This window comes from Actinoplanes sp. NPDC051475 (genome assembly GCF_040689425.1).
Lineage (GTDB): Bacteria > Actinomycetota > Actinomycetes > Mycobacteriales > Micromonosporaceae > Actinoplanes.
Map to the genome: position 1 here is coordinate 110,479 of NZ_JBFAZZ010000020.1, position 26,083 is coordinate 136,561.

At 71.8% G+C, this 26,083-nt stretch carries 20 protein-coding genes, 1 tRNA gene and 1 pseudogene; 14 read left to right on the top strand and 8 right to left on the bottom strand.

The window, feature by feature from the left end; genetic code table 11:
* Nucleotides 1–3 precede the first annotated feature (3 nt).
* Nucleotides 4–1,191: an ROK family transcriptional regulator gene (locus tag AB0368_RS32785; RefSeq protein ID WP_366157891.1), complete on the bottom strand. Its 1,188-nt coding sequence runs from the start codon at nt 1,189–1,191 to the stop codon at nt 4–6.
* Between the two features lie 258 nt (nt 1,192–1,449).
* Between AB0368_RS32785 and AB0368_RS32790 the strand changes: the two genes are divergently transcribed.
* From AB0368_RS32790 to AB0368_RS32805, 4 genes are all read left to right on the top strand, one after another.
* A complete protein-coding gene (locus AB0368_RS32790; RefSeq protein WP_366157892.1) occupies nt 1,450–2,670 on the top strand; it encodes a chitosanase in 1,221 nt (406 codons plus the stop codon).
* A gap of 81 nt (nt 2,671–2,751) precedes the next feature.
* On the top strand, nt 2,752–3,597 hold the full coding sequence (locus AB0368_RS32795) for a hypothetical protein (protein WP_366157893.1): 846 nt from the start codon (nt 2,752–2,754) through the stop codon (nt 3,595–3,597).
* A 50-nt stretch (nt 3,598–3,647) separates the two neighbouring features.
* On the top strand, nt 3,648–4,106 hold the full coding sequence (locus tag AB0368_RS32800; RefSeq protein ID WP_366157894.1) for an SRPBCC family protein: 459 nt from the start codon (nt 3,648–3,650) through the stop codon (nt 4,104–4,106).
* 15 nt (nt 4,107–4,121) lie between these two features.
* Nucleotides 4,122–5,267: a PQQ-binding-like beta-propeller repeat protein gene (locus tag AB0368_RS32805; protein WP_366157895.1), complete on the top strand. Its 1,146-nt coding sequence runs from the start codon at nt 4,122–4,124 to the stop codon at nt 5,265–5,267.
* Here AB0368_RS32805 and AB0368_RS32810 read toward each other — a convergent pair.
* The 4 genes from AB0368_RS32810 to AB0368_RS32825 form a co-directional block, all read right to left on the bottom strand.
* Nucleotides 5,264–6,376: an ROK family protein gene (locus tag AB0368_RS32810; protein ID WP_366157896.1), complete on the bottom strand. Its 1,113-nt coding sequence runs from the start codon at nt 6,374–6,376 to the stop codon at nt 5,264–5,266. The genes AB0368_RS32805 and AB0368_RS32810 overlap by 4 nt on opposite strands.
* Before the next feature lie 104 nt (nt 6,377–6,480).
* The gene (gene hisC / locus AB0368_RS32815) at nt 6,481–7,557 is read right to left on the bottom strand and encodes a histidinol-phosphate transaminase (RefSeq protein ID WP_366157897.1); all 1,077 of its coding nucleotides are present in this window, start codon (nt 7,555–7,557) and stop codon (nt 6,481–6,483) included.
* Nucleotides 7,554–8,597 (bottom strand): RDD family protein, encoded by a 1,044-nt coding sequence (locus AB0368_RS32820; protein WP_366157898.1) that lies wholly within the window; start codon nt 8,595–8,597, stop codon nt 7,554–7,556. Before AB0368_RS32820 ends, hisC begins: the two co-directional genes overlap by 4 nt.
* Nucleotides 8,594–9,388 carry an RDD family protein gene (locus AB0368_RS32825; RefSeq protein ID WP_366157899.1) on the bottom strand — a complete coding sequence of 265 codons (795 nt, stop codon included), beginning with the start codon at nt 9,386–9,388 and terminating at the stop codon, nt 8,594–8,596. The genes AB0368_RS32820 and AB0368_RS32825 overlap by 4 nt, the downstream gene beginning before the upstream one ends.
* Before the next feature lie 223 nt (nt 9,389–9,611).
* On the opposite strand from AB0368_RS32825, the gene AB0368_RS32830 reads away from it, so the two are divergent.
* The 3 genes from AB0368_RS32830 (at nt 9,612) to AB0368_RS32840 (ending at nt 13,218) form a co-directional block, all read left to right on the top strand.
* Nucleotides 9,612–10,097, top strand: a complete 486-nt coding sequence (locus AB0368_RS32830) for an Lrp/AsnC family transcriptional regulator (RefSeq protein ID WP_366157900.1) — start codon at nt 9,612–9,614, stop codon at nt 10,095–10,097.
* Between the two features lie 63 nt (nt 10,098–10,160).
* Entirely contained in the window at nt 10,161–11,480 is a 1,320-nt protein-coding gene (locus AB0368_RS32835; RefSeq protein WP_366157901.1) for a PQQ-binding-like beta-propeller repeat protein, read from the top strand.
* Nucleotides 11,481–11,550: 70 nt separating this feature from the next.
* Nucleotides 11,551–13,218: a fumarate hydratase gene (locus tag AB0368_RS32840; RefSeq protein ID WP_366157902.1), complete on the top strand. Its 1,668-nt coding sequence runs from the start codon at nt 11,551–11,553 to the stop codon at nt 13,216–13,218.
* Between the two features lie 19 nt (nt 13,219–13,237).
* On the opposite strand, the gene AB0368_RS32845 is transcribed toward AB0368_RS32840, so the two are convergent.
* Complete coding sequence (locus tag AB0368_RS32845) at nt 13,238–13,750, bottom strand: hypothetical protein (RefSeq protein WP_366157903.1); 513 nt, start codon at nt 13,748–13,750, stop codon at nt 13,238–13,240.
* Between the two features lie 145 nt (nt 13,751–13,895).
* On the opposite strand from AB0368_RS32845, the gene AB0368_RS32850 reads away from it, so the two are divergent.
* The 5 genes from AB0368_RS32850 (at nt 13,896) to AB0368_RS32870 (ending at nt 22,848) form a co-directional block, all read left to right on the top strand.
* The gene (locus AB0368_RS32850) at nt 13,896–15,293 is read left to right on the top strand and encodes a class II fumarate hydratase (protein ID WP_366157904.1); all 1,398 of its coding nucleotides are present in this window, start codon (nt 13,896–13,898) and stop codon (nt 15,291–15,293) included.
* A 66-nt stretch (nt 15,294–15,359) separates the two neighbouring features.
* Complete coding sequence (locus AB0368_RS32855; RefSeq protein WP_366157905.1) at nt 15,360–17,009, top strand: S8 family serine peptidase; 1,650 nt, start codon at nt 15,360–15,362, stop codon at nt 17,007–17,009.
* Between the two features lie 77 nt (nt 17,010–17,086).
* Entirely contained in the window at nt 17,087–18,502 is a 1,416-nt protein-coding gene (gene cysS, locus AB0368_RS32860) for a cysteine--tRNA ligase (protein ID WP_366157906.1), read from the top strand.
* Nucleotides 18,502–19,620: a 23S rRNA (guanosine(2251)-2'-O)-methyltransferase RlmB gene (gene rlmB / locus AB0368_RS32865; RefSeq protein ID WP_366157907.1), complete on the top strand. Its 1,119-nt coding sequence runs from the start codon at nt 18,502–18,504 to the stop codon at nt 19,618–19,620. The genes cysS and rlmB overlap by 1 nt, the downstream gene beginning before the upstream one ends.
* 207 nt (nt 19,621–19,827) lie before the next feature.
* On the top strand, nt 19,828–22,848 hold the full coding sequence (locus tag AB0368_RS32870) for an Hsp70 family protein (protein ID WP_366157908.1): 3,021 nt from the start codon (nt 19,828–19,830) through the stop codon (nt 22,846–22,848).
* A gap of 83 nt (nt 22,849–22,931) precedes the next feature.
* On the opposite strand, the gene ugpC is transcribed toward AB0368_RS32870, so the two are convergent.
* Nucleotides 22,932–24,017, bottom strand: coding sequence for a sn-glycerol-3-phosphate ABC transporter ATP-binding protein UgpC (gene ugpC, locus AB0368_RS32875; protein WP_366157909.1), 1,086 nt, complete (start codon nt 24,015–24,017; stop codon nt 22,932–22,934).
* A 177-nt stretch (nt 24,018–24,194) separates the two neighbouring features.
* On the opposite strand from ugpC, the gene AB0368_RS32880 reads away from it, so the two are divergent.
* Nucleotides 24,195–24,271 (top strand) — tRNA-Thr (locus AB0368_RS32880).
* A 233-nt stretch (nt 24,272–24,504) separates the two neighbouring features.
* Here AB0368_RS32880 and AB0368_RS32885 read toward each other — a convergent pair.
* On the bottom strand, nt 24,505–25,572 hold the full coding sequence (locus AB0368_RS32885; protein ID WP_366157910.1) for an ATP-binding protein: 1,068 nt from the start codon (nt 25,570–25,572) through the stop codon (nt 24,505–24,507).
* 323 nt (nt 25,573–25,895) lie between these two features.
* Here AB0368_RS32885 and AB0368_RS32890 point away from each other — a divergent pair.
* Nucleotides 25,896–26,083, top strand: a pseudogene (locus AB0368_RS32890) (serine/threonine-protein phosphatase); the annotation flags it as partial.

Sequence of the window (26,083 nt, forward strand, 5' to 3'; positions counted from 1 at the left end):
AAATCAGGCCTGGTTGTCGCGGATCTCGGCGATCAGCGCCTCGCGGACGGCGGTGAGCCCGGCGTCGAGGGCGCCGAGCAGCACGGCGTCGTCGTCGATCGTGGTGACGGCGATGGTGCTCTCCAGCGGGGCCGCCCGGCGGGAGGCGGCGGTGACCGCGGCGAGCAGGGTCTCGCCGCCGGCCTGCGCGACCGGGCCCGCGAGGACGACGAGCGACGGGTCGAGCACGGCGATCACCGCGGCGAGCCCGACCGCGATCCGGTCGGCGAGCTGGGTGAAGAACTCCCCGGAGCGGCCGGGATCGCTCGCGGCGGCGGTGACCACCTCGAGCGGGGTACGCCCCGGCACGCCGTGGTCCTGGCCGAGCGCCAGCAGCGCGGCGCCGCCGACGAGGTCCTGGAGGTCCACTTTGCGGTGGGTGGAGTCGGGGGCGTACAGCGGCATGTAGCCGATCTCGCCGGCGCCACCGCGGGCGCCGCGCATCAGCGTGCCGCCGATGTCGATGGCGAGACCGAGGCCCTCCTGGCCGAGCCACAGCAGGGCGAAGCCGTCGACGGCGCGGCCCACACCGCGGCGGCGCTCGGCCACCGCGGCGAGGTTGACGTCGTTGTCGACGCCGACGTGGGTGCCGAGCGCCGCGGCGATCTCCGGCACCAGGCCGGGGCGGGCGAAGCCGGGAACGTCGACGTGCCGGATGGTCTCGGCTCGGGAGTCGTACGAGCCCGCGACGCCGAGCTGGACGTGGTGCACGGCCTCGGCCGCGACGCCCGCCTCTTCCCGCAGGTCGGCGACCACGTCGACCAAGGCGGTTTTGGGGTCGGCGTGCAGGAAGTCGATCTGCCGCTCGATGCGGGCCCGTTCCGCGCCGGTGAGGTCGCAGAGGGCGGCGACGACCGACGGAGTTCGACTGGCGCCTATGTCGCGGACCGACACCGCCGCGGCGTACGCTGCGTCCGGGTTGGCCGCGTAGATCTCCGCGTTGGGTCCGGGACGGCCGCTGTCGTAGCCGACGATCGTCACGAGTCCGGCATCGGTGAGGCGGCGCAGCACCTCGGAGATCGTCGGCGTCGAGAGTTCGGTGAGCTTGCGCAGGTCGGCCCGGGTGAGCCCGCCCCGCTCGAGCAGGTGGGCGAGCGCCGCGCTCGCGTTCATGGCGCGCAGCAGCTTGGACGAACCCGCCAGGCGTGTCACCGGGCCTCCGAAGTGATTGGCAATCTGGCTAACAATTAGCTGGACCGTAGAACCGCCCCGGTCCGAAGTCAAGGGTTGTCACGCTGTGCCATCGGTCTGAGGTTTCCCGATCACCGGCACGCCGGGAAACTCGGTATTGATAAAACACTTTTACTGACCTAGCGTCACCAGTCATCGCCATCGATGACGGGTATCCCAGCGCCCGTCGTCGATGGCCCTCCTGTGCGCCCACCCCTCCATCCCCCCACGAGGAGCGCCATGATCCGCAAACGAACGCTGGCCTATGCCCTCGGCGGCGTGCTCGTCCCCGCAACCGCCGTCGTGTACGGGCTCCTGCCGGCGGAAGCAGCCACCGCCGGGCCGATCACGGGACTCGGCGGCAAGTGCGTCGACGTCGCCGCCGCCAACTCCGCCAACGGCACCGCGATCCAGCTCTACGACTGCAACGGCACCAATGCTCAGGCCTGGACCGTCGGCAACAGCGACGGGTCGATCCGAGCGCTGGGCAAGTGCCTGGACGTCACGGACGGATCGACCGCCGGCGGCGCGAAGATCCAGCTCTACTCATGCAACGGCACCGGCGCCCAGAAGTGGACCGCCGGCTCCGGCGGCACCCTGGTCAACACCGGCTCGAGCAAGTGCCTGGACGTACCCGGGCAGAGCACGGCCAACGGCACCCGCCTGCAGATCTGGGCCTGCAACACGGGCGCCAACCAGAAGTGGACCCTGCCCGGCGGCACCCCCACGCCGACCACGCCGACCACCGCGCCGCCCGGCAGCGGCGTGAACCTCGACAACCCGGCGAAGAAGGACGTGGCGATGCAGATCGTCTCGGCCGCCGAGAACTCGTCGCTGGACTGGCGGGCCCAGTTCTCGTACATCGAGGACATCGACGACGGCCGCGGCTACACCGCCGGCATCATCGGCTTCTGCTCCGGTACGGGCGACATGCTCGAGCTGGTCGAGGCGTACACAGCCACCAAGCCGAACAACGTGCTGGCGAAGTACCTGCCGGCGCTGCGCAACGTCAACGGCACCGACTCGCACGCCGGTCTCGACCCCAACTTCCCCCGCGACTGGCGTACGGCCGCGAACGACTCGGTGTTCCGGGCCGCTCAGGAGGCGGAGCGTGACCGCGTCTACTTCAACCCGTCGGTACGCGACGGCAAGAACGACGGCGTACGCGCCCTCGGCCAGTTCGCCTACTACGACGCGGCGGTCATGCACGGCTACGAGGGCATGCGCGACATCCGGAGCCGGGCTCTGCGCAAGGCGAAGCCGCCGGCGCAGGGCGGCAACGAGACGACCTGGCTCAACGCGTTCCTCGACGAGCGCGTGATCGAGATGAACAAGGAGGAGGCCCACTCGGACACCTCCCGGGTGGACACCGCCCAGCGCGTCTTTCTCCGCAACGGCAACTTCGACCTGAACACCCCGCTCGACTTCGCCGTGTACGGCGAGCCCTTCCACATCAGCTGAGCTCCGCGAACGGGGGAGGCGGGGAGCCATCGGCTCCCCGCCTTCTTTCCTGCCATCACCGAGTCCATTAGGTTCAGAATCGTGTCAACGCTGGTGCCGCCGCTCTTCGCCGGGCTCGTGGACGATGCGTCCGTGCTGCCCCCCGGCGTCGCCGGTGTCAGCGAGGCCGTCGCCGTCCACCGCAAGCACCGGAGCGCCTGGTATGCCCCGTTGCTCGGCGCTCTGCTCGTACCCTCGTCGCTCGTCCATCTCGACTCGCCGCCCCGCGAGCTGACCGTCGGCGTCGTCAACGACGCCGCCATCTCGGCCCTGCCCGCCGCCGTGGCGAAGCTGCGCGCTGCCGGCGCGATCGTGACCCAGGTGGAGGCCCTGGTGTCCCGGCGCGGCGAGGATCCCCAGCCCGGCCTCGGCGCCCTGCGCCGCCTCGCCGCCGAGGAGCAGGACCTCCAGGTGTACGCCGAGATCCCGCTGAGCTGGGGTCTGCTCGCCGCCCTGGACACGGTCGCCGAGGCGCGGGCCGGGGGGCTGGCCATCCGCCCGAAGTTCCGGGTCGGCGGGCTGGCGGCCGAGCTCTTCCCGACCCCGGTGGAGTTCGCCGCCGTCATCTGCGCCTGCCGGGACCGTGAGCTGTCGTTCAAGCTCGCCGCCGGCCTGCGCCACGCGCTGCGACACACCGACCCGGAGACCGGCTTCACCCACCACGGCTTCCTCAACGTGCTGGTCGCGTGTGCGCTTGCGGTCGAGGGCGGCGAGGTGGCCGAGGTGGCGGAGGTCCTCGCGGCGACCCACCCGATGCCGCTCATCGAGCCCGCGCGCGCCCGGCGCGAGGACGACCGGCCGTTGTGGGTCGGATTCGGGGCGGTCAACGTGCTCGAGCCGCTGACGGAGCTGGTCCGCCTCGGCCTGATCAGCGGCGGATTCGAGTGACACCCCGAACCGTCTGTCCTTGAAGCGCCACTCGCCGTACGGTGAGGGTTATGTCCACGGTCGCGGTGACACGGCTGGTCGAGGCGCCGGTCGTCGAGGTGTGGCGGGTCTTCACCGACCTGCAGCGCCGCTGCGAGTGGCTGTCCACCGTCATCCGCGTCGAGATGCTCAGCTCCGGCCCGTTCGACGCCGGCACGGCGTGGCGCGAAACCCGGACGATGGCGGACGGTGGCGAGGTCACCGAGGAGTTCCGGGTGCAGGAGTGCGCCGTCCCGGAACGGTTCGTGGTCGCCTCGCCGGGCATCGGCGCCGACTACCGGATGACCTACTCGTTCGTGCCCGTCATCGAGGGCCGGCACCGCGGCGGCACGATGGTGACCGTCGTCCAGGACGGCACCCCGACGGCGCCGGCCGGGCGGTTCCTGGCGCTCGTCTTCGGCGGGCTGGCCGCCCGTACGGTCGAGGGAGCTCTCCGCCGCGACCTGGACGATCTCGCCGCCGCGGCCTGAATTACTGTGCCGGGGGTGACCCGGAAGCCGCTCTCCGCCCTCGCCGCGATCGTCGCGCTGGCCGTTGCCGGCCTGATCGGCTGGCGGGTGCTCGGGCCCGCCGAGGTGATCAAGCCGGCCACCGAGCCGTACCCGGCCGCGGCGGTGCGGCCCGCGGGCATCCTGGGCAAGCTGACGATGGCGCCGCTGATCGTCGACGACCGGATCCGGGTGTACGCCGGCACGCGCCTCGTGAAGGCCGACGGCCCGGTGGACGCCGACATGATGACTACGCCGCGGTGGTCGTACCGGCGCTGGCCGGCGCGGGTGAGCGGCCTGGTGGCGGTCGGCACGACGGTGGTGAGCCGGTGGACCGACGGCGCCCTGGTCGCCCTCGACGCGCGGACCGGCAAGGTCGCCTGGCGTGCCGACGGTCCGGACGGTCCGGCCTTCGCCGGGCGCACCGGGGCCGACGCGGTCTGGGCGCCGCCGGGCCTGTTCACGGCCGGCACGAGTGTCCTGGTCGCCGCGGGACGCAAGGTGGAGGCCCGCTCGAGCCAGGACGGGTCCGTGCGCTGGACCGCCGCCCTGCCGCTCGGCTGCGCCGCCGAGTCCTTCGTCACGGCGGGCGGCCGGTTCGTGTGCGGGGAGGGCGCCTGGGACGTCATCTCCGGCGCGCCGGTGCTCGGCTGGCCGGTCGGCCCGTCGGCCCCGCTGGGCTGTGACGTGGCGCGATCCCGATGCGGCGGGCTGCGGGACGCCTCCGGGCACGGCTGGCTCGTGCACGCCCGTCGCCCCGAACGGGCCCCGGCCCTCGACGCCTCCAGCGCCACCGCCGTGGACGGTCTGATCCTCGCCGCGGAGGGTGGAGCGGTGACCGCTTCCGGTGCGGCGACGTGGCGGTGGGCGGGGGACGCGCAGGTGCTGGGCGTACGCGCCGGCAAGGTGGTGCTGCTGACCGCCGCGTACGAGGTGGTGACCCTGGACGCGCGGAACGGGACGCCGCTCGCGCGCTTCCCGGCGTACGCGAAGAAGGAGCGGGTCGAGCCGTGGAAGCCGGACCTGTGGCAGGTGACCGACACGGTCGTGACCGTCGAGCGGCTGTTCCCCGGCGCGGGCACCGACCCCGGCGAGCCGCACCACTACTACACGATCGACCCCGCGATCATCGCCGCGATCTAGACGAGGGTCGCCAGCAGGGCGGTCCAGGCCTCCTCGGCGGCCCCGGCGAGCGGACCGTCGTCGCCGAGGCGCGCCGGGAGCACCGGCGGCGGCGCCGCGCGACGGAAACCCATCAGGCCCGCCCGGTACGCCTCGTCGACCCGTTCCGGCGCCGCGGCCAGCAGGTCCACGCCCAGCCCGCCCAGCGTCACGAGATCGGGGTCGAGCCCGTTGACCAGCCCCGCGATGCCCCGGCCCAGGGCGGTCGCCACGGTGGCCGTCGCGGCGGCCGGCGCGGGCTCGGTGGACGTGATGATGCGGCGGGCGTACGAGACCGGGTCCGGGGGCGGCTCGTGGCCCAGGAGGCGGGCCAGGGCCGAACCGTCGACGGCGGTGCCCCAGCAGCCGTACGCGCCGCACGGGCAGGCCACCGCCGGATCGCCGAACGGCATGTGCCCGAACTCGCCGGCCGCGCCGAGGGCGCCGACCAGGACCTGACCGCCGTTGACCACCGCGCCGCCGAGGCCCGCTTCGATGCGCAGGTGCAGGGCGACCGAGGCGCCCACGGCCACACCGCGGTGCGACTCCGCCGAGGCGGCCAGTGTCGCGTCGTTGCCGGCGACGAAGATCTCCCCGCCCGGCCAGGCCGCGGCCAGGTCGACGTCGTGCCAGCCGAGGTTGCTGGCGTCGAGCATGAGGTCGCGGGAGACGGTGCCCGGGGCGGATATCCCGATGCCCCGGATGCGCCCGCCGTACTGTCGGCGCAGCTCCGCCACCGCCGCCCCGATCGCCGCGACCACCTGGTCGCCGCCCCGCCCGTTCAGCTCCTCGGTCACGGTGGCGAGGATGCCGCCGCCCAGCTCCACCACGTCGACCCGCCACGCCTCGTGGGTGATGGACGCGGCGGCGATGAGCGGGCCCCGGGGGTGCGGGATCAGCGCGGTCGTGGGGCGGCCGCGGGTGCCGCTGGGCGCCGCGGGCCCCTCGGCAAGCAGCTCGGCCTGTCCGAGCCGGCCGACGAGCTCGGTGGTCGCGCCCGTGCCGACCCCGATCAGCCGGGCGGCGTCAGCCCTGGTCACGCCGGGGCGGGCATGCACCACCCGGAGCAGTTCGGTCGCGCGCGTCGTCACACCGTTCCCCCTCTACGGCTCCGCTTCCTCCCCATCCTCGCGCCGTCCCGGCTGATCCGTGCGGTGGCGCACGGCGTGTTCCGGGCCACGATCGTGCCGGTCGGCTAGAGCGCCGCTTCCGCCGCCGCGAGGAAGGCGTCGTTCTCCTCCGGCGTACCGATGGTGACGCGCACCCCGTCGCCTTGGAACGGGCGGACGATGACCCCGCGCTTCTCGCAGGCCGCGCCGAACGCCGCCGCCTGGTCGCCCAGCGGCAGCCAGACGAAGTTGGCCTGGCTCGACGGCACATCCGGGAGCAGCTTGCGCAGCGCCTCGGTGACCCGCTCCCGCTCGGCGATGACGATGGTGCAGCGGCGCTTCACCTCGTCCTCGGCGTCGAGGGCTGCCAGCGCCGCGGCCTGTGCCACGAGGCTGGTCGAGAACGGGGTCAGGACCTTGCGGATCGCGCCGGCCACCTCGGGCTGCGCCACGAGGAAGCCCACCCGCAGGCCCGCCAGGCCCCACGCCTTGCTCATGGTCCGCAGCACCACGACGTTCGGGCGGTCACCGTACGCGGCCAGCCCGTCCGGAACCTCGTCGTCGGTGACGAACTCGCGGTAGGCCTCGTCCAGCACCACCAGCACGTCGTCCGGCACGGCGTCGAGGAAGCGGTCCAGCTCGGCCCGGCGCACGCTGGTGCCGGTCGGGTTGTTCGGATTGCAGACGATCACCAGCCGGGTCCGGTCGGTGATCGCGTCCGCCATGGCCGCCAGGTCGTGCCCGTGCCCCGGGGTGTTCGGGACACGCACGCTGGTCGCACCCACGCCGGCCGAGATGATCGGGTACGCCTCGAACGAGCGCCACGAGTACACGATCTCGTCGCCCGGCAGGCAGGTGGCCTTCGCCAGGTGCTCGGCCAGCGCCACCGAGCCGCAGCCCGTGACGATGCGATCCGGGCTGACGCCGTACCGTGCGGCGAGCTTGTCCCGCAGCTGCACCACGCCCATGTCCGGGTAGCGGTGCGACTGGGTGACCGCGTCCGCCACCGCCTCGGGCACGCCGGGCAGCGGGCCGAACGGCACCTCGTTGCTGGCCAGCTTGATCGCCTCGGCGATGCCGAGCTCGCGGGCCAGGTCAGCGACGTTGCGGCCGGGCACGTACGCGGGCAGCGCGTCCAGATCGGCGCGGGTCAGCCTGGTCATCGTTCTCCTCCGGTGGTTTTGTCGGCCCCCGGCACGGCCGGGACGGACTGCTGGGGACGCCCGGGCGGCATCGCGACCACAACGGTGCCGGCGGACTTGTCGTGCAACGCCTGGTGCAGCCGCTGGTCGAACAGCGCGTACCCGCAGTCGATGAGCTGGGCCAGGAAGCCGATGCCGTAGCAGTTCCACAGCGGCGTCCACATGCCGAGCCGGCCCCAGCGGCGGAACGCGCGGCCGAAACCGATCGCGGTGGTGTCCTCGAGCTTGACGACCTTCACCTGCAGCAGCCGCTTGCCCAGGGTCTGGCCGCTGTTCGCGACGGCCGGCACCTCGTAGGCGAACCAGAGCGCCGTCGCCACGAACAGCATGGTCAGCATCAGGTAGGTGGACCGCGCCGAGGCGGGCTGCGGGGAGCTGAAGGGTTCCGTCATCGCGGCTCGGAAGATCGGTTCGACCTCGAGCCACCATTGGTACGCGAGCCAGCCGTTGACGAGCACGTTGAGGATCAGCACCGCGGCGAAGTCGACGAGGCGCGCGACCAGGCGGCGGCCGAGGCCGGCGAGGGCCATGCCGTGCGGGCGGGCCTGCACGGGGTAGGGGTACATCACGCCCGGCGGCGGGGTCCAGCCGGGCGGTGGCTGCCAGCCCGGCGGGGGTACGGGGTAGCCCGGCGGCGGCATGGGATAACCCGGCGGCGGGGTCGGGTAGCCCGGCGGCGTGGGATAGCCCGGCGGCGGCAGGGGGTGGCCCGGGGCCTGCTGTCCCGGCGGCGGCACGGGATAGCCCGGGGGCGGCGTGGGGTAGCCCGGGGGCTGCGTCGGGTAGCCGGGCGGCGGTCCCCAGGTCGCGGGCGGGGGTGCGACCGGGCCGGGCTCCGGCGCGGCCGGCTTTGCTTGCGCCTGTGGCTCCTCGGCGGGCGGTCCGGCCGGCGGTTCCTGGTCCGCCGGGAGCGCCTTGCCCAGCCAGCCCTCGCCGTCCCACCAACGCTGGGTCGACGGGTCGGCCGGGTCCTTGTACCAACCGGCGGGCAGCGAACTCATGGCGCAACCTTTACCACGACGGTCTTGGCGACCTTGTCGTGCAGAGTCTGCTGATAGGGCTTGTCCCACAGCTGCCAGAACCCGTCCAGGTAGCTGAAGAAGGGGACGAACATCCCGCCGACGAACTCGATGAGGTAGCGCTTGGCGGCCATGCCCCGGGTCAGCGTCGCACCCGGTTCGAGCGGGACCACCCGTACCTTGATCAGCTTTTTGCCCAGCGTCTGGCCGCTGCGGAACATCATCTCGACGGAATAGATGTAGTAGGCGACCAGGAGGAACACGAACAAGCCCAGTTCCATCAGCAGGAACGGCACGAAGAACTCACCGACCATCCGGTCGGACGCCGCGAAGGGGTCGGTCCCGCTGTAGGGATCGCTCAGCTCGGCCATGTCGGAGGTCCATTTGAAGACGAACCACAGCAGGAACGGCAGGGAGACGACCATCGTGATGGCGGTGAGGATCGCCACGTCGATGAAGTACGCCAGCAGCCGCGAGCCGAAGTCGGCGAGCGGACGGCCGTCCGGGCTCAGCGGCACGGGCTGCGGCCGCCACCCGGGCGGGCCGTACTGCGGCGGCGGCCCGTAGTACGGCGGGTAGCCCGGCGGCGGCGTCCCTTGTCCGGCGGCCGGCGGGGGCGCAGCGGATCCGCCCTGGCCCGGCCAGGGCGCGGCCCCACCGGCGGCCGGCGTAGGCGCAGCGCCGGGGGCGCCGGCGGGTTGCGGCGCCGGGGCACGGACCGGCCCGGGGGTGGGGCGGCCCGCGTCCGGGGCGTCGTCGTTCACTTCGGTCACGGGAACAGTGTTACAGGTTCCCGCGCAGCTCTTGCTCCCGCTCGATGGCTTCGAAGAGGGCCTTGAAATTGCCCTTGCCGAAACCGAGCGAGCCGTGCCATGCCGGTGATCGAAAACCGGGCCGATCCGCAGACCAGCACGTACTCGGCGTGGTCGCGGTGGCCGTGCTCCGGGCCGCGGTACGCGACGCAGGTCTGCGCATTCGGTAGGGTCGGAACCCATCATGTCTGTACAAGATGTTCACCTCGACACCCTCGACGGACGGCTGCTCGCGATGCTCGCCGACGAGCCCCGCATCGGCGTCCTCGAGCTGTCCCGGCGCCTCGCGGTCGCCCGGGGCACGGTGCAGGCGCGCCTCGACAAGCTGATCGCCCGCGGCGCGATCCGCGGCTTCGGTCCCGACGTCTCGCCCGCGGCCATCGGCTTCGGCGTGATGAGCTTCGTGACCCTGGAGATCTCCCAGCGGTACGGCCACAGCGCCGTCACCGAGCACCTCGCGGACATCCCCGAGGTGCTGGAGGCGCACACCATCACCGGCAGCGGCGACCTGATGTGCCGGATCGTGGCCCGCTCGAACGCCGACCTCCAGCGGGTGATCGACCACATCCTGGCGTACGAGGGGATCATGCGCGCCTCGACGATCATCGCGCTGGCGGAGCAGATCCCGTATCGCACGATGCCGCTGGTCAGGGCCGCGAGCGGGACGTAAGCCGTCGACACGGGCTTTTCGGGCTAACCGTCGGGCTGTGTTGATCTGGTTACCGTGTCCGGCGTGGCTTCCGGCGGTCCGACACCCAAGGGCGTCGCCCTGGTGGGCCTCGTCACCGTCATCGTGCTGGCCACCACCGGCGTGTGGAACCCGTTCCCCGGCATCTGGTCCTGGATCACCCGCAGCGACCCCATCGCCGAGGGCGTCTCGGTCTGGCAGACGGCGATCGGCGGATCACCGCAGAGCGTCACCATCACCGGAGGCGCGGTCGTCGTCGAATACCGCACCTCGATCGAGGCGTACGGGCTGACCGCCGGCGTACGGCTGTGGAAGTCCGACGCCGACTGGGCCGGGGTGGCCGGCGGTGACTCCGACGCCGTGGTGGTCGTGGGGCGGCTGCTGACCAAGGGCTACGAGGTGCTCGACCCGGCGACCGGGGCGGTACGGCGCAAGGACAGCGCGGCCACGGCCGTGTGGACGTACGCCGACGCGATCCTCGACCTGCGCTGCCCCGAGGCCGGCGAATGCGAGCTCAGCGCCTGGGAGCCGCGCGGCAGCAAGCCGTTGTGGACGGTCGCCACGCCCGGCATCGGCTTCGTGCTCAACGCGTCGAACCCCGACCTGCCCGACACCCGGCCGATCGGTGCCGACCGGGTCGACGGGCGCGCCGCCGGGCCGCAGCCGCTCCCGGCGCTCCTCGGGCTGCCCGGCGACGGCAAGGTGCAGATCATCGACACCGCCCAGGGCCGGGTGGTGCAGACCCGCACGCCCGGGCGCCACCAGCGGGTCGCCGTCGCCGGTGGCCGGGTGCTCACAGTGACCGGCGAGGCCCGCGACGGCACCTGCTACTACGACGTGGTCGCCCACGACCCGCCGTCGGGCCGGGCGGTGTGGCAGCGGGCCGGGCTCAACCTGCGTACCGCCGACAACGGTTCCGACTGCAAGCAGGAACGCGACCCGGCCGGCGGCTCCGACGTCGTGCTCGGCGTCGACCCGGTCGGGCGGCAGGAGCTGATCGCCGCGCACGACGGCCGCGACCTCTGGCACGGGCAGGCGGGGCAGAGCGTCCTCGCCGTCGACAACGCGTACGCCCTCATCCGCAGCGCCGACAAGAAGACGGTCAGCGCCCGGTCCTTCAGCCGCGGGTCCGTGGTCTGGCGGCGTACGGTCGGCTCCGGGGCGTCGGCGGCGCTCACCCCGTACACGGCGATCATCGCTGAGGCGAAACCCAGCAGGATCGTCGCACTCAGCCCGCGCACCGGGGGTGTGCTGACCGAGGCCCGCACGACCGCGAAGGTCTTCGCGGCCGGTCCGGGCGGCCTGATCCTGGTCTCCGGCCGGGACATGGCCTACCTCCCGTACGGATCTTCGCCCGCACGGTGATCGAACCGGTATGCCGGCGTGCCGCTGCCGGTTCGCACAGCCGGCATGCGCTGGCCTAGGCTTGCCCGTCATGAGCAGAGCCGCCGCTTTCTCGTACTCGCCGCTGTTGCCGATCGGTGACGACACGGCGGAGTACCGACTGCTCTCGGACGAGGGCGTGGACGTGGTCAACGGGCCCGGCGGACGGCGGTTCCTGACCGTCGACCCCGGCGTGCTCACGCTGCTGACCGCCGAGGCCATGCACGACATCGCGCACTTCCTGCGCCCCGCCCACCTCGCCCAGCTGCGATCCATCATCGAGGACCCGAAGGCGTCGCCGAACGACCGGTTCGTCGCCCTCGACCTGCTGCGCAACGCCAACATCGCCGCCGGCGGCGTGCTGCCGATGTGCCAGGACACCGGCACGGCGATCGTGATGGGCAAGCGCGGGCGGCACGTGCTCACCGACGGTACGGACGAGCAGGCCATCGCGCTCGGCGTCTACCAGGCGTACACGCGGCTGAACCTGAGGTATTCGCAGCTCGCCCCGCTGACGATGTGGGACGAGAAGAACACCGGGTCCAACCTCCCCGCGCAGATCGAGTTGTACGCGGAGGACCCGGGCGGCCAGCCGGACGCGTACAAGTTCCTGTTCATGGCCAAGGGCGGCGGCTCGGCCAACAAGTCGTATCTCTACCAGGAGACCAAGGCGCTGCTGAACCCGGCGCGGATGATGGAGTTCCTGGACGAGAAACTGCGGCTGATCGGTACGTCGGCCTGCCCGCCGTACCACCTCGCCGTGGTGATCGGCGGCACCAGCGGCGAGCACGCGCTGAAGACGGCGAAGCTGGCCAGTGCGAAGTACCTGGACAACCTCCCGCGCGAGGGCTCGATGACCGGCCACGGCTTCCGCGACGTCGAGCTCGAGGCGGCGGTCCTCGAGCTGACCCGCGACTTCGGCATCGGCGCCCAGTTCGGCGGGCGGTACTTCTGTCACGACGTACGCGTCATCCGCCTGCCCCGGCACGGCGCCTCCTGCCCGGTGGCCATCGCGGTCTCCTGCTCGGCCGACCGGCAGGCCCTCGCCAAGATCACACCGTCCGGCGTCTGGCTGGAACGGCTCGAGCCGGACCCGGCCCGCTTCCTGCCGGACGTGACCGACGAGAACCTGGAGACCGACGAGGTCGTCCGCGTCGACCTCAATCAGCCGATGGAGGCGATCCGGGCCCAGCTCGCCAAGTACCCGGTGAAGACCCGCCTGTCCCTGTCCGGCCCGCTGGTGGTGGCCCGCGACATTGCCCACGCCAAGATCGCCGAACGCCTCGACGCCGGCGAGCCGATGCCGCAGTACCTGCGCGACCACGCGGTCTACTACGCCGGCCCCGCCAAGACGCCGGAGGGCTACGCGTCGGGCTCCTTCGGCCCGACCACGGCCGGCCGCATGGACGCGTACGTGGAGAAGTTCCAGGCCGCGGGCGGCTCGCTGGTGATGCTGGCGAAGGGCAACCGGTCGGCGCAGGTGACCCACGCCTGCCACAGCCACGGCGGGTTCTACCTGGGCTCGATCGGCGGCCCGGCGGCGCGGCTGGCGCAGGACTGCATCCGGCACGTCGAGGTGCTGGAGTATCCGGAGCTCGGCATGGAGGCCGTGTGGCGGATCGAGGTGGAGGACTTCCCGGCCTTCATCGTCGTCGACGACAAGGGCAACGACTTCTTCGCCGAGGTGACGAAGCCGGTCCTGAGCATCGGCCGCCGCTGAGCACGCCCCGCCGCGGCCGTCAGGCGCAGTAGCCGGCGACCGGGGTGAGCCAGTTGGTCATCTCGGTCTCGAGGATCCGGTCGAGGTCCTTCGTGGACTTGATCCGGTCGAAGAACTTGGCGTCCGCGGCGCTCTTGGTGAACTTGGTGGCCGAGGCCGCTCCCGCCGCCTTGAGCTCCGGGTCTTGAGCGACGGTCGTCTCCTTGCGGACCCGCGCGCCGACGTCGCGCAGCTGTTTGGCCGCCGCCTTCTCCGCCTTCTCGGCGTTGTCGGCCTGCTTGGCCTCCTTGTACGCGATCATCTTGCCGATCTCCGTACCGAAGTCCTCGAGCTCGGTGTCGAAGATCTTGTCGAGGCTGTCGCAGATCTTCTTGGTGTTCGCGGAGTAGTCCGGCGCCGGCGAGGCGGCCGGCGCGGACGATGCCACGACCTGGGCCGGAGCGGCGCCGTCCTCGGTGTCGCCGCCGTCGCTGCACCCCGCTCCGGTGAGCAGGATGCCGCCGAGGGCCGCGGTGAGGAGGGCGCGTCGCATGACAAAGATCCTGTTCGTCGGGGACGTCCAAACCCTCGGGACGATACTTCCGCCGTCCCCCGCCGTCCAAACGGCGGTTGCCCGAGGGCTGACAGAGTGGCGGGGATCAACTGCGTGCCGCTCGCCGCGGGGGCAGGATGGAACGGTGACGACTGACGAGAGCGAATTTCGGATCGAGCGCGACACCATGGGTGAGGTGCGGGTGCCGGCCGCCGCCCTGTGGCGGGCGCAGACGCAGCGCGCCGTGGAGAATTTCCCGATCTCCGGGCGGGGGCTCGAGCCCTCGCACATCCGGGCGCTGGCTCACATCAAGGGGGCGGCTGCGCAGGTCAACGCCGCTCTCGGGGTGCTCGACGACGACATCGCCAAGGCGATCGCCACCGCGGCGGCGCACGTGGCGGACGGCGGCTACGACGACCAGTTCCCGATCGACGTGTTCCAGACCGGGTCCGGCACGTCGTCGAACATGAACACCAACGAGGTCATCGCCACGCTGGCCTCGCGGGAGCTGGACCGGCCGGTGCACCCGAACGACCACGTCAACGCGTCGCAGTCCAGCAACGACGTCTTCCCGTCCTCGATCCACCTCGCCGCCACCGAGGCCGTCACCCACGATCTCGTCCCGGCCCTGGAGCATCTCGCCGCGGCGCTCGAGGCCAAGGCCTCGACCTGGGCCGAGGTCGTCAAGTCCGGCCGGACGCACCTCATGGACGCGACGCCGGTCACCCTGGGTCAGGAGTTCTCCGGGTACGCGGCTCAGGTGCGCAACGGCATCGACCGGGTCCAGGCCTGCCTGCCCCGGCTCGCCGAGCTGCCGCTGGGTGGCACTGCCGTGGGCACGGGGGTGAACACGCCGCCCGGGTTCGCCGCCGCGGTGATCGAGCGGCTGCGGGAGACCACCGGGCTGCCGCTCACCGAGGCTCGCAACCACTTCGAGGCGCAGGGGGCGCGGGACGGCCTGGTCGAGGCCTCCGGGCAGCTGCGGGTGGTGGCGGTCGGCTTCTACAAGATCGTCAATGACATCCGGTGGATGGGCTCGGGGCCCCGGGCCGGCCTGCGCGAGCTGCGCCTGCCCGACCTGCAGCCGGGCTCGTCGATCATGCCGGGCAAGGTGAACCCTGTCGTGCCCGAGTCGGTGCGCCAGGTGGTCGCCCAGGTCATCGGCAACGACGCCGCCGTCGCCTTCGCGGGCACCCAGGGTGACTTCGAGCTCAACGTCATGCTGCCGGTGATGGCGCGCAACCTGCTCGAGTCGATCAAACTGCTGGCCGCGGCGGCCTGGATGCTCGCCGACCGCTGCATCGACGGGCTGGAGGCCGACGAGGACGTCACCCGGGCGTACGCCGAGGGGTCGCCCTCGATCGTCACGCCGCTGAACCGCTACCTCGGGTACGACGAGGCGGCCGCGATCGCCAAGCAGGCCCTCAAAGAAGACAAGACCATCCGGGCGGTAGTCATCGAACGCGGACATGTCGCCGGCGGCACTTTGACCGAGGAACAGCTGGATTCGGCGCTCGACGTCCTCCGGATGACCCGCCCCTGAACGATCGGCGGCCGAAGGAGACGATCAACCCTTGTGAATGATCGTCTCCTTCGATGGAATGCGAGGATGAGAAGACGCCTGACGGCCGGGGCCGTCGCCACCGCGACGAGCCTCGCCGCCCTCCTCGTCGGACTGCCTACCGCGCCGGCGAGCGCCGCCACCGCCCTCGAATACACCGTCGTCGCCGACGACGGGATCTCCACCGCCGACGCCATCGCCGCGATCACCGCGGCCGGCGGCACGGTGCTCTCCAGCAACACCGCCGTGGGGACATACAAGGTCACTTCGTCCGTTGCCGACTTCAAGGCCCGCGCCGCGCGGTCCGACGCGCTGATCGGTGCCTCGGCCAGCAAGGCGATCGGGTACGCGCCCACGGCCTCGCCGGCCGTCGAGAAGCCGGTCACCGAGGCGCTGCGCGGCAGAGGCCCGCACGGGGTGACGACGCCTGACCCGCTCGACGACAAGCTCTGGGGCCTCAAGATGGTCAAGGCCGACAAGGCCCGCGCCATCGAGAAGGGCGAGCGCGGCGTCACCGTGGGCGTGCTCGACACCGGCCTCGACGCGTCCAACCCCGACCTGGCGCCCAACTTCAGCACCCGGCTCTCCCGCAACTTCGCCCCGGACCTGGTGGACATCGACGGCGCCTGTGAGGTGGAAGGCTGCGTCGACCCGGTCGGCACCGACGACGGCGGGCACGGCACCCACGTGGCCGGCACGATCGCCGCCGCCGCGAACGGCTCCGGCGTGTCCGGCGTCGCGCCGAGCGTCACCCTCGTCGAGCTCAAGGGCGGCCAGGACTCCGGCTTCTTCTTCCTCGACCCGGTGGTCAACGCCCTCACGTACGCGGGTGACGCCGGTCTCGACGTGGTCAACATGTCCTTCTACGTCGACCCGTGGCTCTACAACTGCAAGGCGAACCCGGCCGACGCCCCCGAGGCGCAGGCCGAGCAGCAGGCGATCATCACTGGCATGAAGCGGGCGCTGAACTACGCCCACAGCCACGGCGTCACACTGGTCGGCGCGCTGGGCAACCAGCACGACAACCTGAACGACCCGCAGCAGGACGCGAGCAGCCCCGACTACGGTTCCGCCCCGTACGACCGGACGATCGACAACCAGAGCTGCTTCTCGCTGCCCGCCGAGGGCCCGCACGTCATCGGCGTCTCGGCGGTCGGCCCGTCGAAGTCGAAGTCGCAGTACTCCAACTACGGCACGGAGCAGATCGGCGTCGCGGCGCCGGGCGGCTTCACCCGTGACTTCTTCGGTACGCCGCAGTACAACAGCGCGGCGAACAACATTCTGTCGACGTACCCGCTGAAGGTTCTGCAGGCGAGCGGGGCGGTCGACGCCGCCGGCAATCCGGTCAGCCCGACGGTGTTCAAGGACTGCACGCCGAGCGGCGAGTGCGGCTACTACACCTACCTGGCCGGCACGTCGATGGCCTCACCGCATGCGGCGGGCGTCGCGGCGCTGATCGTCAGCCGGTACGGCCACCACGACTGGTGGCGGGGCGGCCTGACGATGAACCCGGACCTGGTCGAGGCCCAGCTGTACCGTACGGCCGAGAAGACCGCGTGCCCCGAGCCGCGCCTGCGCAGCTACACCACCGAGGGCTACACCACCGAGTTCGACGCGTACTGTGCCGGGCCGAAGGCCTTCAACGGCTTCTACGGTCACGGCATCGTCGACGCTTACAAGGCGGTCGGCGGCCGCTGACCGGTAGTGGATCACCGCCCCGGCCGGGCACTCGGACGGGGCGGTTATCTGCTTTCGGGGGTCGGTACCCTTGTACGGTGACCCTCAGGCTGCATGACACCGCGACCCGATCCGTCCGGGACTTCGTCCCGATGACGCCCGGTCAGGCCGGTATCTACCTCTGTGGTCTCACTGTCCAGTCGGTGCCGCACATCGGCCACCTGCGCAGCGCCGTCAGCTACGACGTGCTGCGGCGCTGGCTGGTCCACTCCGGCTACGAGGTCACCTTCGTCCGCAACGTCACCGACGTGGACGACAAGATCCTGGTCAAGTCGCTGGAGACGGGCCGGCCCTTCTGGGCCATCGCGTACGCGAACAAGCTCGTCCTCGACGCCGACTACAGCGCGCTCAACGTGCTGCCGCCGACGTACGAGCCGCTCGCCACCGGCCACATCCCCGAGATGCATGAGCTGATCGAGACGCTGATCGCGGACGGGCACGCGTACGAGTCGTCCGAGGCCAATGGCGACGTCTACTTCGACGTGCCCAGCTACGCCGACTACGGCGCACTCTCGGGGCAGAAGCCCGAGGACATGCTCTCGGCCGGCGAGGCGCCCGAGCGGGGCAAGCGCCACCCCGAGGACTTCGCCGTCTGGAAGGGCCTGAAGCCCGACGAGCCCGCCGACGCCACCTGGCCCTCGCCGTGGGGCCGCGGCCGTCCGGGCTGGCACATCGAGTGCTCCGCGATGGCACGCCGCTACCTCGGCGACGAGTTCGACATCCACGGCGGCGGCCTGGACCTGACGTTCCCGCACCACGAGAACGAGATCGCCCAGTCCCGCGCGGCCGGGCTGCCGTTCGCCCGCTACTGGGTGCACCACGCGCTGCTCAACCTCGGCGAGGCCAAGATGAGCAAGTCGCTGGGCAACGTCATCGACGTCGAGGCCGTACGAGCCATGGGCATCCGGCCGGTCGAGCTGCGCTACTACCTCGGCGTGCCGCACTACCGGTCGCGCATCGACTACTCCGACGACGCGCTGCGTGAGGCGGCCACGGCGTACAAGCGCATCGAGGGATTCGTGCAGCGGGCCGTCGAGGTGGTCGGCTCCGGCCGCCCCAAGGACGTGCCGCCCGCGTTCGCCGCGGCGATGAACGACGACCTCAACACCTCGGCGGCGCTCGCGGTGGTGCACGACACGATCCGCGAGGGCAACACCGCGCTGGCGGCCGCCGACGAGACCGGCGTACGCGCGGCGCTGACCGAGGTCCGGGCCATGCTCGGGGTGCTCGGGCTCGACCCGCTCGACGGGGCCTGGGGCGGCGGCGAGACCGGCGGCGACCTCAAGACGGTGGTGGACTCGCTGGTCAAGCTCGCCCTGGAGCAGCGGGCGCAGGCGCGGGCACGCAAGGACTGGGCGGCGGCCGACTCGGTTCGCGACCAGCTCAAGAACGCGGGAATTCAGGTGGAGGACACTCCGACCGGGCCGCGCTGGACGGTAGGAGAGCAGCACTGATGCCAGGAAACTCCCGTAACGCGAGCAAGCGCGTCACCTCGAAGAAGGGCGCCTCGGCCGGCTCCGGCGGCAAGAACCGGGCGAGCCTCAAGGGCCGCGGCAAGACCCTGCCCGCCGACGAGCGGCCGTGGCACAAGGGCTACTCAGGCACCGAGAAGCTGCCCGACAAGACCGCCCGCAAGCAGGACAAGGAACGCCGCGCGGCGGCGGCCCAGGGGCGCGCCCCCAAGGTCGGCGTCCCCGGGTCCAAGGACACCACCTGGGGCCGCGGCGGTGGCCGTGGCACCACCGGACGCCCCGCCCAGCAGCGCGGTGCGCGGATGCAGAGCCGCGGTCCCCGGATCGCGCCCGGCCGCCGCTCCAACCCGACCAAGGAAGGTCCGGAGCTGCTGCTCGGCCGGAACCCGGTGGTCGAGGCGCTGCGCGCGCTGGTCCCGGCCACCGCGCTGTACGTCGCGCAGGGCATCGACATCGACGAGCGGATCACCGAGATCGCCCGTACGGCCGGCGACCGGGGCATCCCGATCCTCGAGGTCAGCCGCAACGAGCTCGACCGGATGACCGGCGGCGTGCTGCACCAGGGCGTCGGCCTCCAGGTGCCGCCGTTCGCGTACGAGAACTTCGACGACCTCGTGGCCGCGTCGCTGGAGCAGACCGCCCCGCTCCTGGTGGCCCTCGACGGCGTGACCGACCCGCGCAACCTGGGCGCGGTCATCCGTTCGGTGGCCGCCTTCGGCGCGCACGGCGTCTTCATGCCCGAGCGCCGCGCGGCGGGCATCACCGCGACGGCCTGGCGCACCAGCGCGGGCGCGGCGGCCCGGGTTCCGGTCGCCCAGGTGGTCAACCTGACCCGAGCGATCAAGGCGGCCCAGCAGGCGGGCTTCACGGCGATCGGCCTGGACGCGGACGGCGAGACGGACCTCTACCAGCTCGAGGCGGCGGTCGGGCCGCTGATCGTGGTGGTCGGCTCGGAGGGCCGCGGACTGTCCCGGCTGGTCGGCGAGACGTGCGACCTGCGGGTCAGCATCCCGATGGCCTCCACGGTGGAGTCGCTCAACGCGAGCGTCGCCGCCGCGGTGACCCTCGCCGAGGTGTCGCGCCGCCGCCTGTACGGCTGACGCCATTTCGGCTGACGCCTTTCGGATGACGCCTTTCGGATGACGCTGGCCGGCTCGGGCCGGCGCCGCTTGAGTCACGTTGGCTCGGGCCGCGCCGGCTTGGGCGGGGTGGTCGGCCGGATGGCTGACGGAGCGCCGGATCCTTGGGTGGTCGTACCCGCCCTGTAACGTGGCGGGCCGAGTGGTCCGTTGGCGGAGGGGCAGCACATGCTCGGTGTTGACCTGGGCACATCCCACACCGTCGCCATGCTCCGCTGGCCCGACGGGCGGGTGCGTCCGCTGCTCTTCGACGGCCGGCCACTGCTGCCGTCGGCGGTCTACCTCGACGCGACCGGCCGCCTGCACGTGGGGCATGACGCGGTCCGCCTCGGATACGCCGAGCCCGGCCGCCTCGAACCCAACCCGAAACGGCACGTCGACGCGGCGACCGTACTGCTCGGCGGGGCGGACGTGCCGGTGCCCGACCTGCTGGCCGCGCTGCTCGAGGCGGTGGCGCGGGAGGCCGTGGCGGCCACCGGGTTCCTGCCACCGGCCGTCGTGACCTACCCCGCCGCATGGGGTACGGAACGCCGGAAGGTGCTCACCCAGGCCCTGGCGCTGGCGGGCTGGCCCCCGGCGACGCAGCTCGTCCCGGAGCCGGTGGCGGCGGCCCGCTACTTCGCCGAGGTGCTGCGGCGCCCGGTGCCCGTGGGTGCGGCGCTCGGGGTGTTCGACTTCGGCGGCGGCACGCTGGACATCGCCGTGGTCCGCAACGAGGGCGCCGGACCGGACGGCCGGGCGCGCTTCGAGGTGATCTCCTCCGGCGGCCTCGACGACCTCGGCGGCCTCGACATCGACGCGGCGCTGGTCGGTCACCTCGGGATGGCGTTGGCCTCGTCGGAGCCGGCTGCCTGGTCCGCACTGCGCGAACCGGTGACACTTCCCCAATGGCGCGCCCGCCGCCAGTTTTGGGACGACGTCCGCGGCGCCAAGGAGATGCTGTCGCGGACCGCACAGGCGCCCGTCGCCGTGCCGGGCGTCGAACATGCGGTGCACCTCACCCGCGACGAGTTGGAGCTGGTGGCGGCCCCGCTGGTGCGCCGCGGCGTGGCGGAGGCCGACGCGGTGGTGAAGGCGGCGGGGCTGAGCCCGGCCGACCTGGCGGGCCTGTTCCTGGTCGGCGGCTCGTCCCGGGTCCCGCTCGCGGCGCGGCTGCTGCACAGCGAGCTGGGCGTTGCGCCGACGGTGCTGGAGCAGCCCGAACTCCCGGTGGCGGAGGGAGCGATCCTGGCCGCGGTTCCGGTCGACCACGGCAGTTCCACGCCGGCGAAACCGCTTCGAGCGGCAGCGGTGGAGCCCATGGTGGATACCGTCGCCCACAGCGGGCCGACGCCGACCGGCACCGGCTTGCACACCGAAGCCGCCGGCCCGCTCACCGAGGAGACCAGCGCCTCCATCGAGGCCGCCGCCCCCGGCCCGTTCACCGCGGCGTTCGGCCCGTCGACCTCGACCGCTGCCGGCCCAGTGACCTCAGCCGACCCGGCCGCCGACCCACCCGCCGCCGACCCGCCCGCCGCCGGCCCGCCCGCCGCCGGCCCGTCGACCCCGGCCGACGCCGGCGAGACCCCGGCTGGTCGGCCGGTTTCGGGCCCGCCCGCCGATGGCCGGTCCGCCGATGGCCGGTCCGCCCCGGGCCGATCGGCCGCGGGGCAGCCGGGAGAGGGCAGCGCGGAACCGCAGTATGCCGAGCCCGTCGACCCGTGGGCCACCGGTGAAGCGGCCGCGATCGCCGCCGGTAGTGGTGCCCCATTTGTGCTGCCGACTTCGGGCGCTCCAGCCCCGGCCGAGCCCTGGCTCGCGTCGTCCGCCCTTGCGGCGGAACGGAAGCTCCCGGCGTACCGGAGGAAGGGCTTCTGGATCATCGCCGCCGTGACCGTCGTCGTGCTGGGGGTGGCCGCGACCGCCGCCGTGCTGCTCTGGCCGGGCTATGCCGCGCTGGACTATCAGCCGCTGAGCGACGCGCGGCGGGTGAAGCCGGTCGTGCCGGTGACCTCGGCCTTCTCCGCCGCCGCCCTGCGGGACGACCGTGCCTACTTCGCGAGCGCCGACGATAACGGGCAGCTCGGCGTCGTGGCCGCCGACGCCGGCACCGGGAAGTCGCAGTGGAGCAGCACGGAGGCCGGGGTCGCCGCTCGCTGGGAGTTCTTCTTCACGTTGCCGCACGCCGTCGTTGCCATCAGCGCCACCGACAGCGACACCGGTGGCCGCCGCATGGTGCTGCTCGATCCCGGCAAGGGCCACAAGATGTGGGAGCGGCGGATCGCGAGCAACGACGACATGCTCTTCGCCGGCGACACCGCGGTCCTCGTCGACCGCACCGAGAACCGGGTCGTCGGGCTCGAGGTCCGCGGCCAGGGCAAGGTCGCGTGGGAGGACAAGAGCCCCAAATCCGAGTACGCCGTGAGCACCAAGGTCGTCACGGCCACCACCGGCGACGACCTGGCCGTGGCCGCCACCACCGGCGGGGTGCCGTTCGCCGAGCCGATGGAGGACGACCAGCGGCTCGTGCAGATCAGCGCCGACCGGTCCGCCCGGGTCATCGACGCGCGCAGCGGGGACGTGGTGGCCGGGCCGCGGCAGAGCGTGGCCGACCCGGACGACGAGGTGGTCGCGCACAACGGGCGGCTGATCGTGGCCGAGTCCGGCAACACCCGGCGGATCGTCGCGTACGACCTGGGCAAGCTCGGTGAGCCCGAGGTGCCGTACACGGTTCCTGACGACAGCCAGGTCGAGCACCTGACCGCCTGCGGTGACGACCGGGTCTGCTTCGTGCAGAAGACCGGGTACGACTCCAAGACGGCCAAGGTCGTGGCGGTCGACGTCGCCAACGGCGGGGTGCTGTGGTCGCGGGCCGTGGCGGAGGCCGACAACCTGGTGCCGGTGGGGGATTCCGTGCTCGTCGCGCAGAACACTTCGCCCGGTCAGACGACGCTCCTCGACGGCAGCGGCCGCGTCTCGTGGGCCCGGGCCGGTACGGCCGCCCGGCTGGACGGCGGCAACGTGCTGCTCTTCTCCAAGGCACTGTCCACGTCGGCCGACGACCCGGCGCTCTCCGGCGAGCATCTCGGTGACCCCGCGGTGCCGCTCGGCTCGCTGGCGGACGTCCGGTCGGCGACCTGCGCCTGGGATCAGAAGCACCTGGCCTGCGTCGCCGCCGAGGACTTCATCCTGCACACGTTCGCCTCCTGAGGTTCGTGACTCAGGCCTCCGGAAGTGCGTGACGCGAAAGGGCGGCTCCCCGGAGGGAACCGCCCTTCGTCACGAGGTCGCCGTCAGATGCGCTCGCCCGTGGTCGCGTTGAACACGTGCACCTGCTCGGCCTGCGGCTTGATGAACACGGTCTCGCCCATGGTCGGCATGCTGCGCCGGTCGGTGCGGACCACGAACCGCTCCGAGCCGCCGTCGAGGGCCGCGTGGCCGTAGACGTTGGCGTCCGAGCCGAGGTCCTCGACCAGGTCGACGACGACCGGCAGGCCGCCCGCCGTCGGGGAGACCAGGTCGGTGGACTCCGGGCGGAAGCCGATGGTGACCTTGCCGCCACCCGACTGCGCGGCGGCGACCTGCTCGCGGGTCAGCGGCACGGCCAGCTCGGCGAAGGCCGCGCCCGCCTCGTGCAGCGGCACCGTCTTGATGTTCATGGCCGGCGAGCCGATGAAGCCGGCGACGAAGACGTTCCCGGGGGTGTCGTAGAGCGCCCGCGGGGTGTCGCACTGCTGGAGCACACCGTCGAGCATGACCGCGACCCGGTGGCCCATCGTCATGGCCTCGACCTGGTCGTGCGTGACGTAGACGGTGGTGATGCCGAGCTTGGCCTGCAGCGTGGCGATCTGCGAACGGGTCTGCACGCGCAGCTTCGCGTCGAGGTTCGACAGGGGCTCGTCCATGAGGAACACCTGCGGCTCGCGGACGATGGCCCGGCCCATGGCTACCCGCTGACGCTGACCACCGGAGAGCGCCTTCGGCTTGCGCGAGAGGTACTCCTCGAGCTGGAGCAGCTGTGCGGCCTCCTTGACCCGGCGGTCGATCTCCGACTTCGGGGTCTTCCGCAGCTTCAGGGCGAACGCCATGTTCTCGTACACCGACATGTGCGGGTACAGGGCGTAGTTCTGGAAGACCATCGCGATGTCGCGGGACTTCGGGGGCAGGTTGGTGACGTCCTTGCCCTCGATGAGGATCCGGCCGCGGTCGACGTCCTCGAGGCCGGCGAGCATGCGCAGGCTGGTGGACTTGCCACAACCCGAGGGGCCGACCAGGACGAGGAATTCGCCGTCGCCGATCTCGAGGTTCAGCTCGTTGACGGCGGGACGGTCGGAGCCCGGGTAGATCCGGGAGGCCTTGTCATAGGTGACGGTAGCCATGGTGAATCGACTTCCTTTCCACCGGCAGGAACGTGCCGGACGATCCGAGTGGGAGGAACATGGTGTGGCGGGCCACACGCCCCGCCACCGTAAACTTTTTTTCATGTTCTGCCAAGGTGGGACGCTGCCCCGGGCGTTTCGGCCCGTCGAGAGGCCAGCGGCTATGCTGATGCCCTTGCCCCTGTAGCTCAGTTGGCCAGAGCACCTGTCTTGTAAACAGGATGTCGTCGGTTCGATTCCGACCGGGGGCTCCACGGTTCAGGCTGGTCGGGCCATGATCAGTCGGCTGTTCATCGGAATCATTCGATCGGCTGGTCGATTGGTAGGGATCTTCTCTGGCTACTCTGCCTGCCGCAGGGGAGCCACGGCCGCTACCGCGTCGGCGGCGGCCTTGCCCACGGATCCGATCAGGTGACCGTGGGTCTCACCGGTTAAGCCGATCTTGGTTTGACCGAGGCGCTTTTGACCTCGAAGTCACGGTCGAGGTTCACGCGGTGAAGCGCAGGTCAGCCCAGACGCGTTTCCCGGTTTCGGCGTGGTGGCGGTAGATGCCCCAGCGGTCGGCTATGGCTTGGATCAGGTGCATGCCGCGCCCGTTGGGCTGGTCAGGGCGCCGCGCCCGCAGTGCGGGACCGCGTGGATCGTTGTCAGCGGCCACGAGGCGTAGGTGCTCACCGGTGTTGACCAGTTGCGCCTCGCGTAGTCCTCCACCGTGGCGGACGGCGTTGCTGAGCAGTTCGGTGAAGACGAGGTCGATGTCGTCGTACAGTTCGCGCCGGGGTGGGCGGGTGAGAAGTTCGGGCAGTGTGCGCCTGGCCCAGTTGCGGCCATCGGTGCTGGTGCTGGCGTCGTGTGGGTGTGGTGGTCGCCAGGTGGCGGTCCGCTGAGCATCGACATCAGGCGCCGTGGGTTCGGCGGTGACCGTCGCGATGCGGGAAGCGTCGAGCGCTTCGGCGGCTGACCGGGCGAGCCGTTCGGCGGTTTGGACGTCGCGTTGCGTGAATGCTTCTCGGGCGTCGAGCTCGCGCAGCAGCGTCATGGCGCCCAAAAGTGCGCCGGTCGAGGTGTACAGCGGCACCACGATGGAGCTGCCGATACCCAGTTCCTTGAATTGAGCCCGTTGCTGTGCGGTTGCCGCCGTGGCATCGAGCATGGCCGGCCCCACGTGAGGCAGGTAGCGAGTGATCCCGGTGGCAGTCACCCGTCCAGCCCCGTAGGCGTCACCCGCGCGCACCGGTACCTCGGCAGCCCACAGCCGGACCACCGGCTCACGCCCGGCGTCGCGGTGCCGCAACGTCACCATTTCCAACGGCTCACCGTCGACCGGCCGCGTCAGGTCCAGCTCGGCCAGCGAAACAGCTGATCCCGCGCGCAAAGCTTCGACGACTGACGCACGGACATGCACGGCGCACCAGTCCGCCCACGCGGGCACCAGCTCATCGCCCAGAACATCGGCGGTGGCGAACCAGTCGGAGGTAGCCCGTAGCCGTTCCTCGACGGGCCAGCTCTCTGGCGTCTCCGGCGGTACCGGAGATGCTGCGTCAAAGGAGTTCACGCCATGCCTTTTCGGCCAGGCGGCCGGGCTTTGCAGGCAGACGCCGGTCGCGGTTCGGCATCCATGCTGACAGGTGTTACCCAGAAGAGGCCAGCAAGATGCAGCCGGACCTGTCGGACCTGACTGCCCCGTATGCCGCGGCGCCTGGTGCCGCACGCAACGCCGCACGGGACCACAGGGTCATGACCCCAGATGCGCGCGCTGCCCAGGTGCACTGACCGACGGCTCCAGCTACGGGAGGTGGGAAGGACGCGGGCGGGGGCGAGGATCTTGCTGTTGTGGCCGCGCGGTGGCCCGGCCCGGATATCCGTATGCTGCCCGGCATGGACCCCGCGGTGGAGGTTGTGCTGTCCGAAATGCTGGCCGCGGCTGAGGAAGCGGCGCCGGTGGAAGCTGTCGGGGCCGTCACCCGCGAGCTCGGCGCGGCGCTTCACGCACGCAGCGTCTCCTTCCTCGTCGCCGACCTCAGCGGCCGGGCACTGGTCCGGCTGGCACACACCCCGCTGACCTC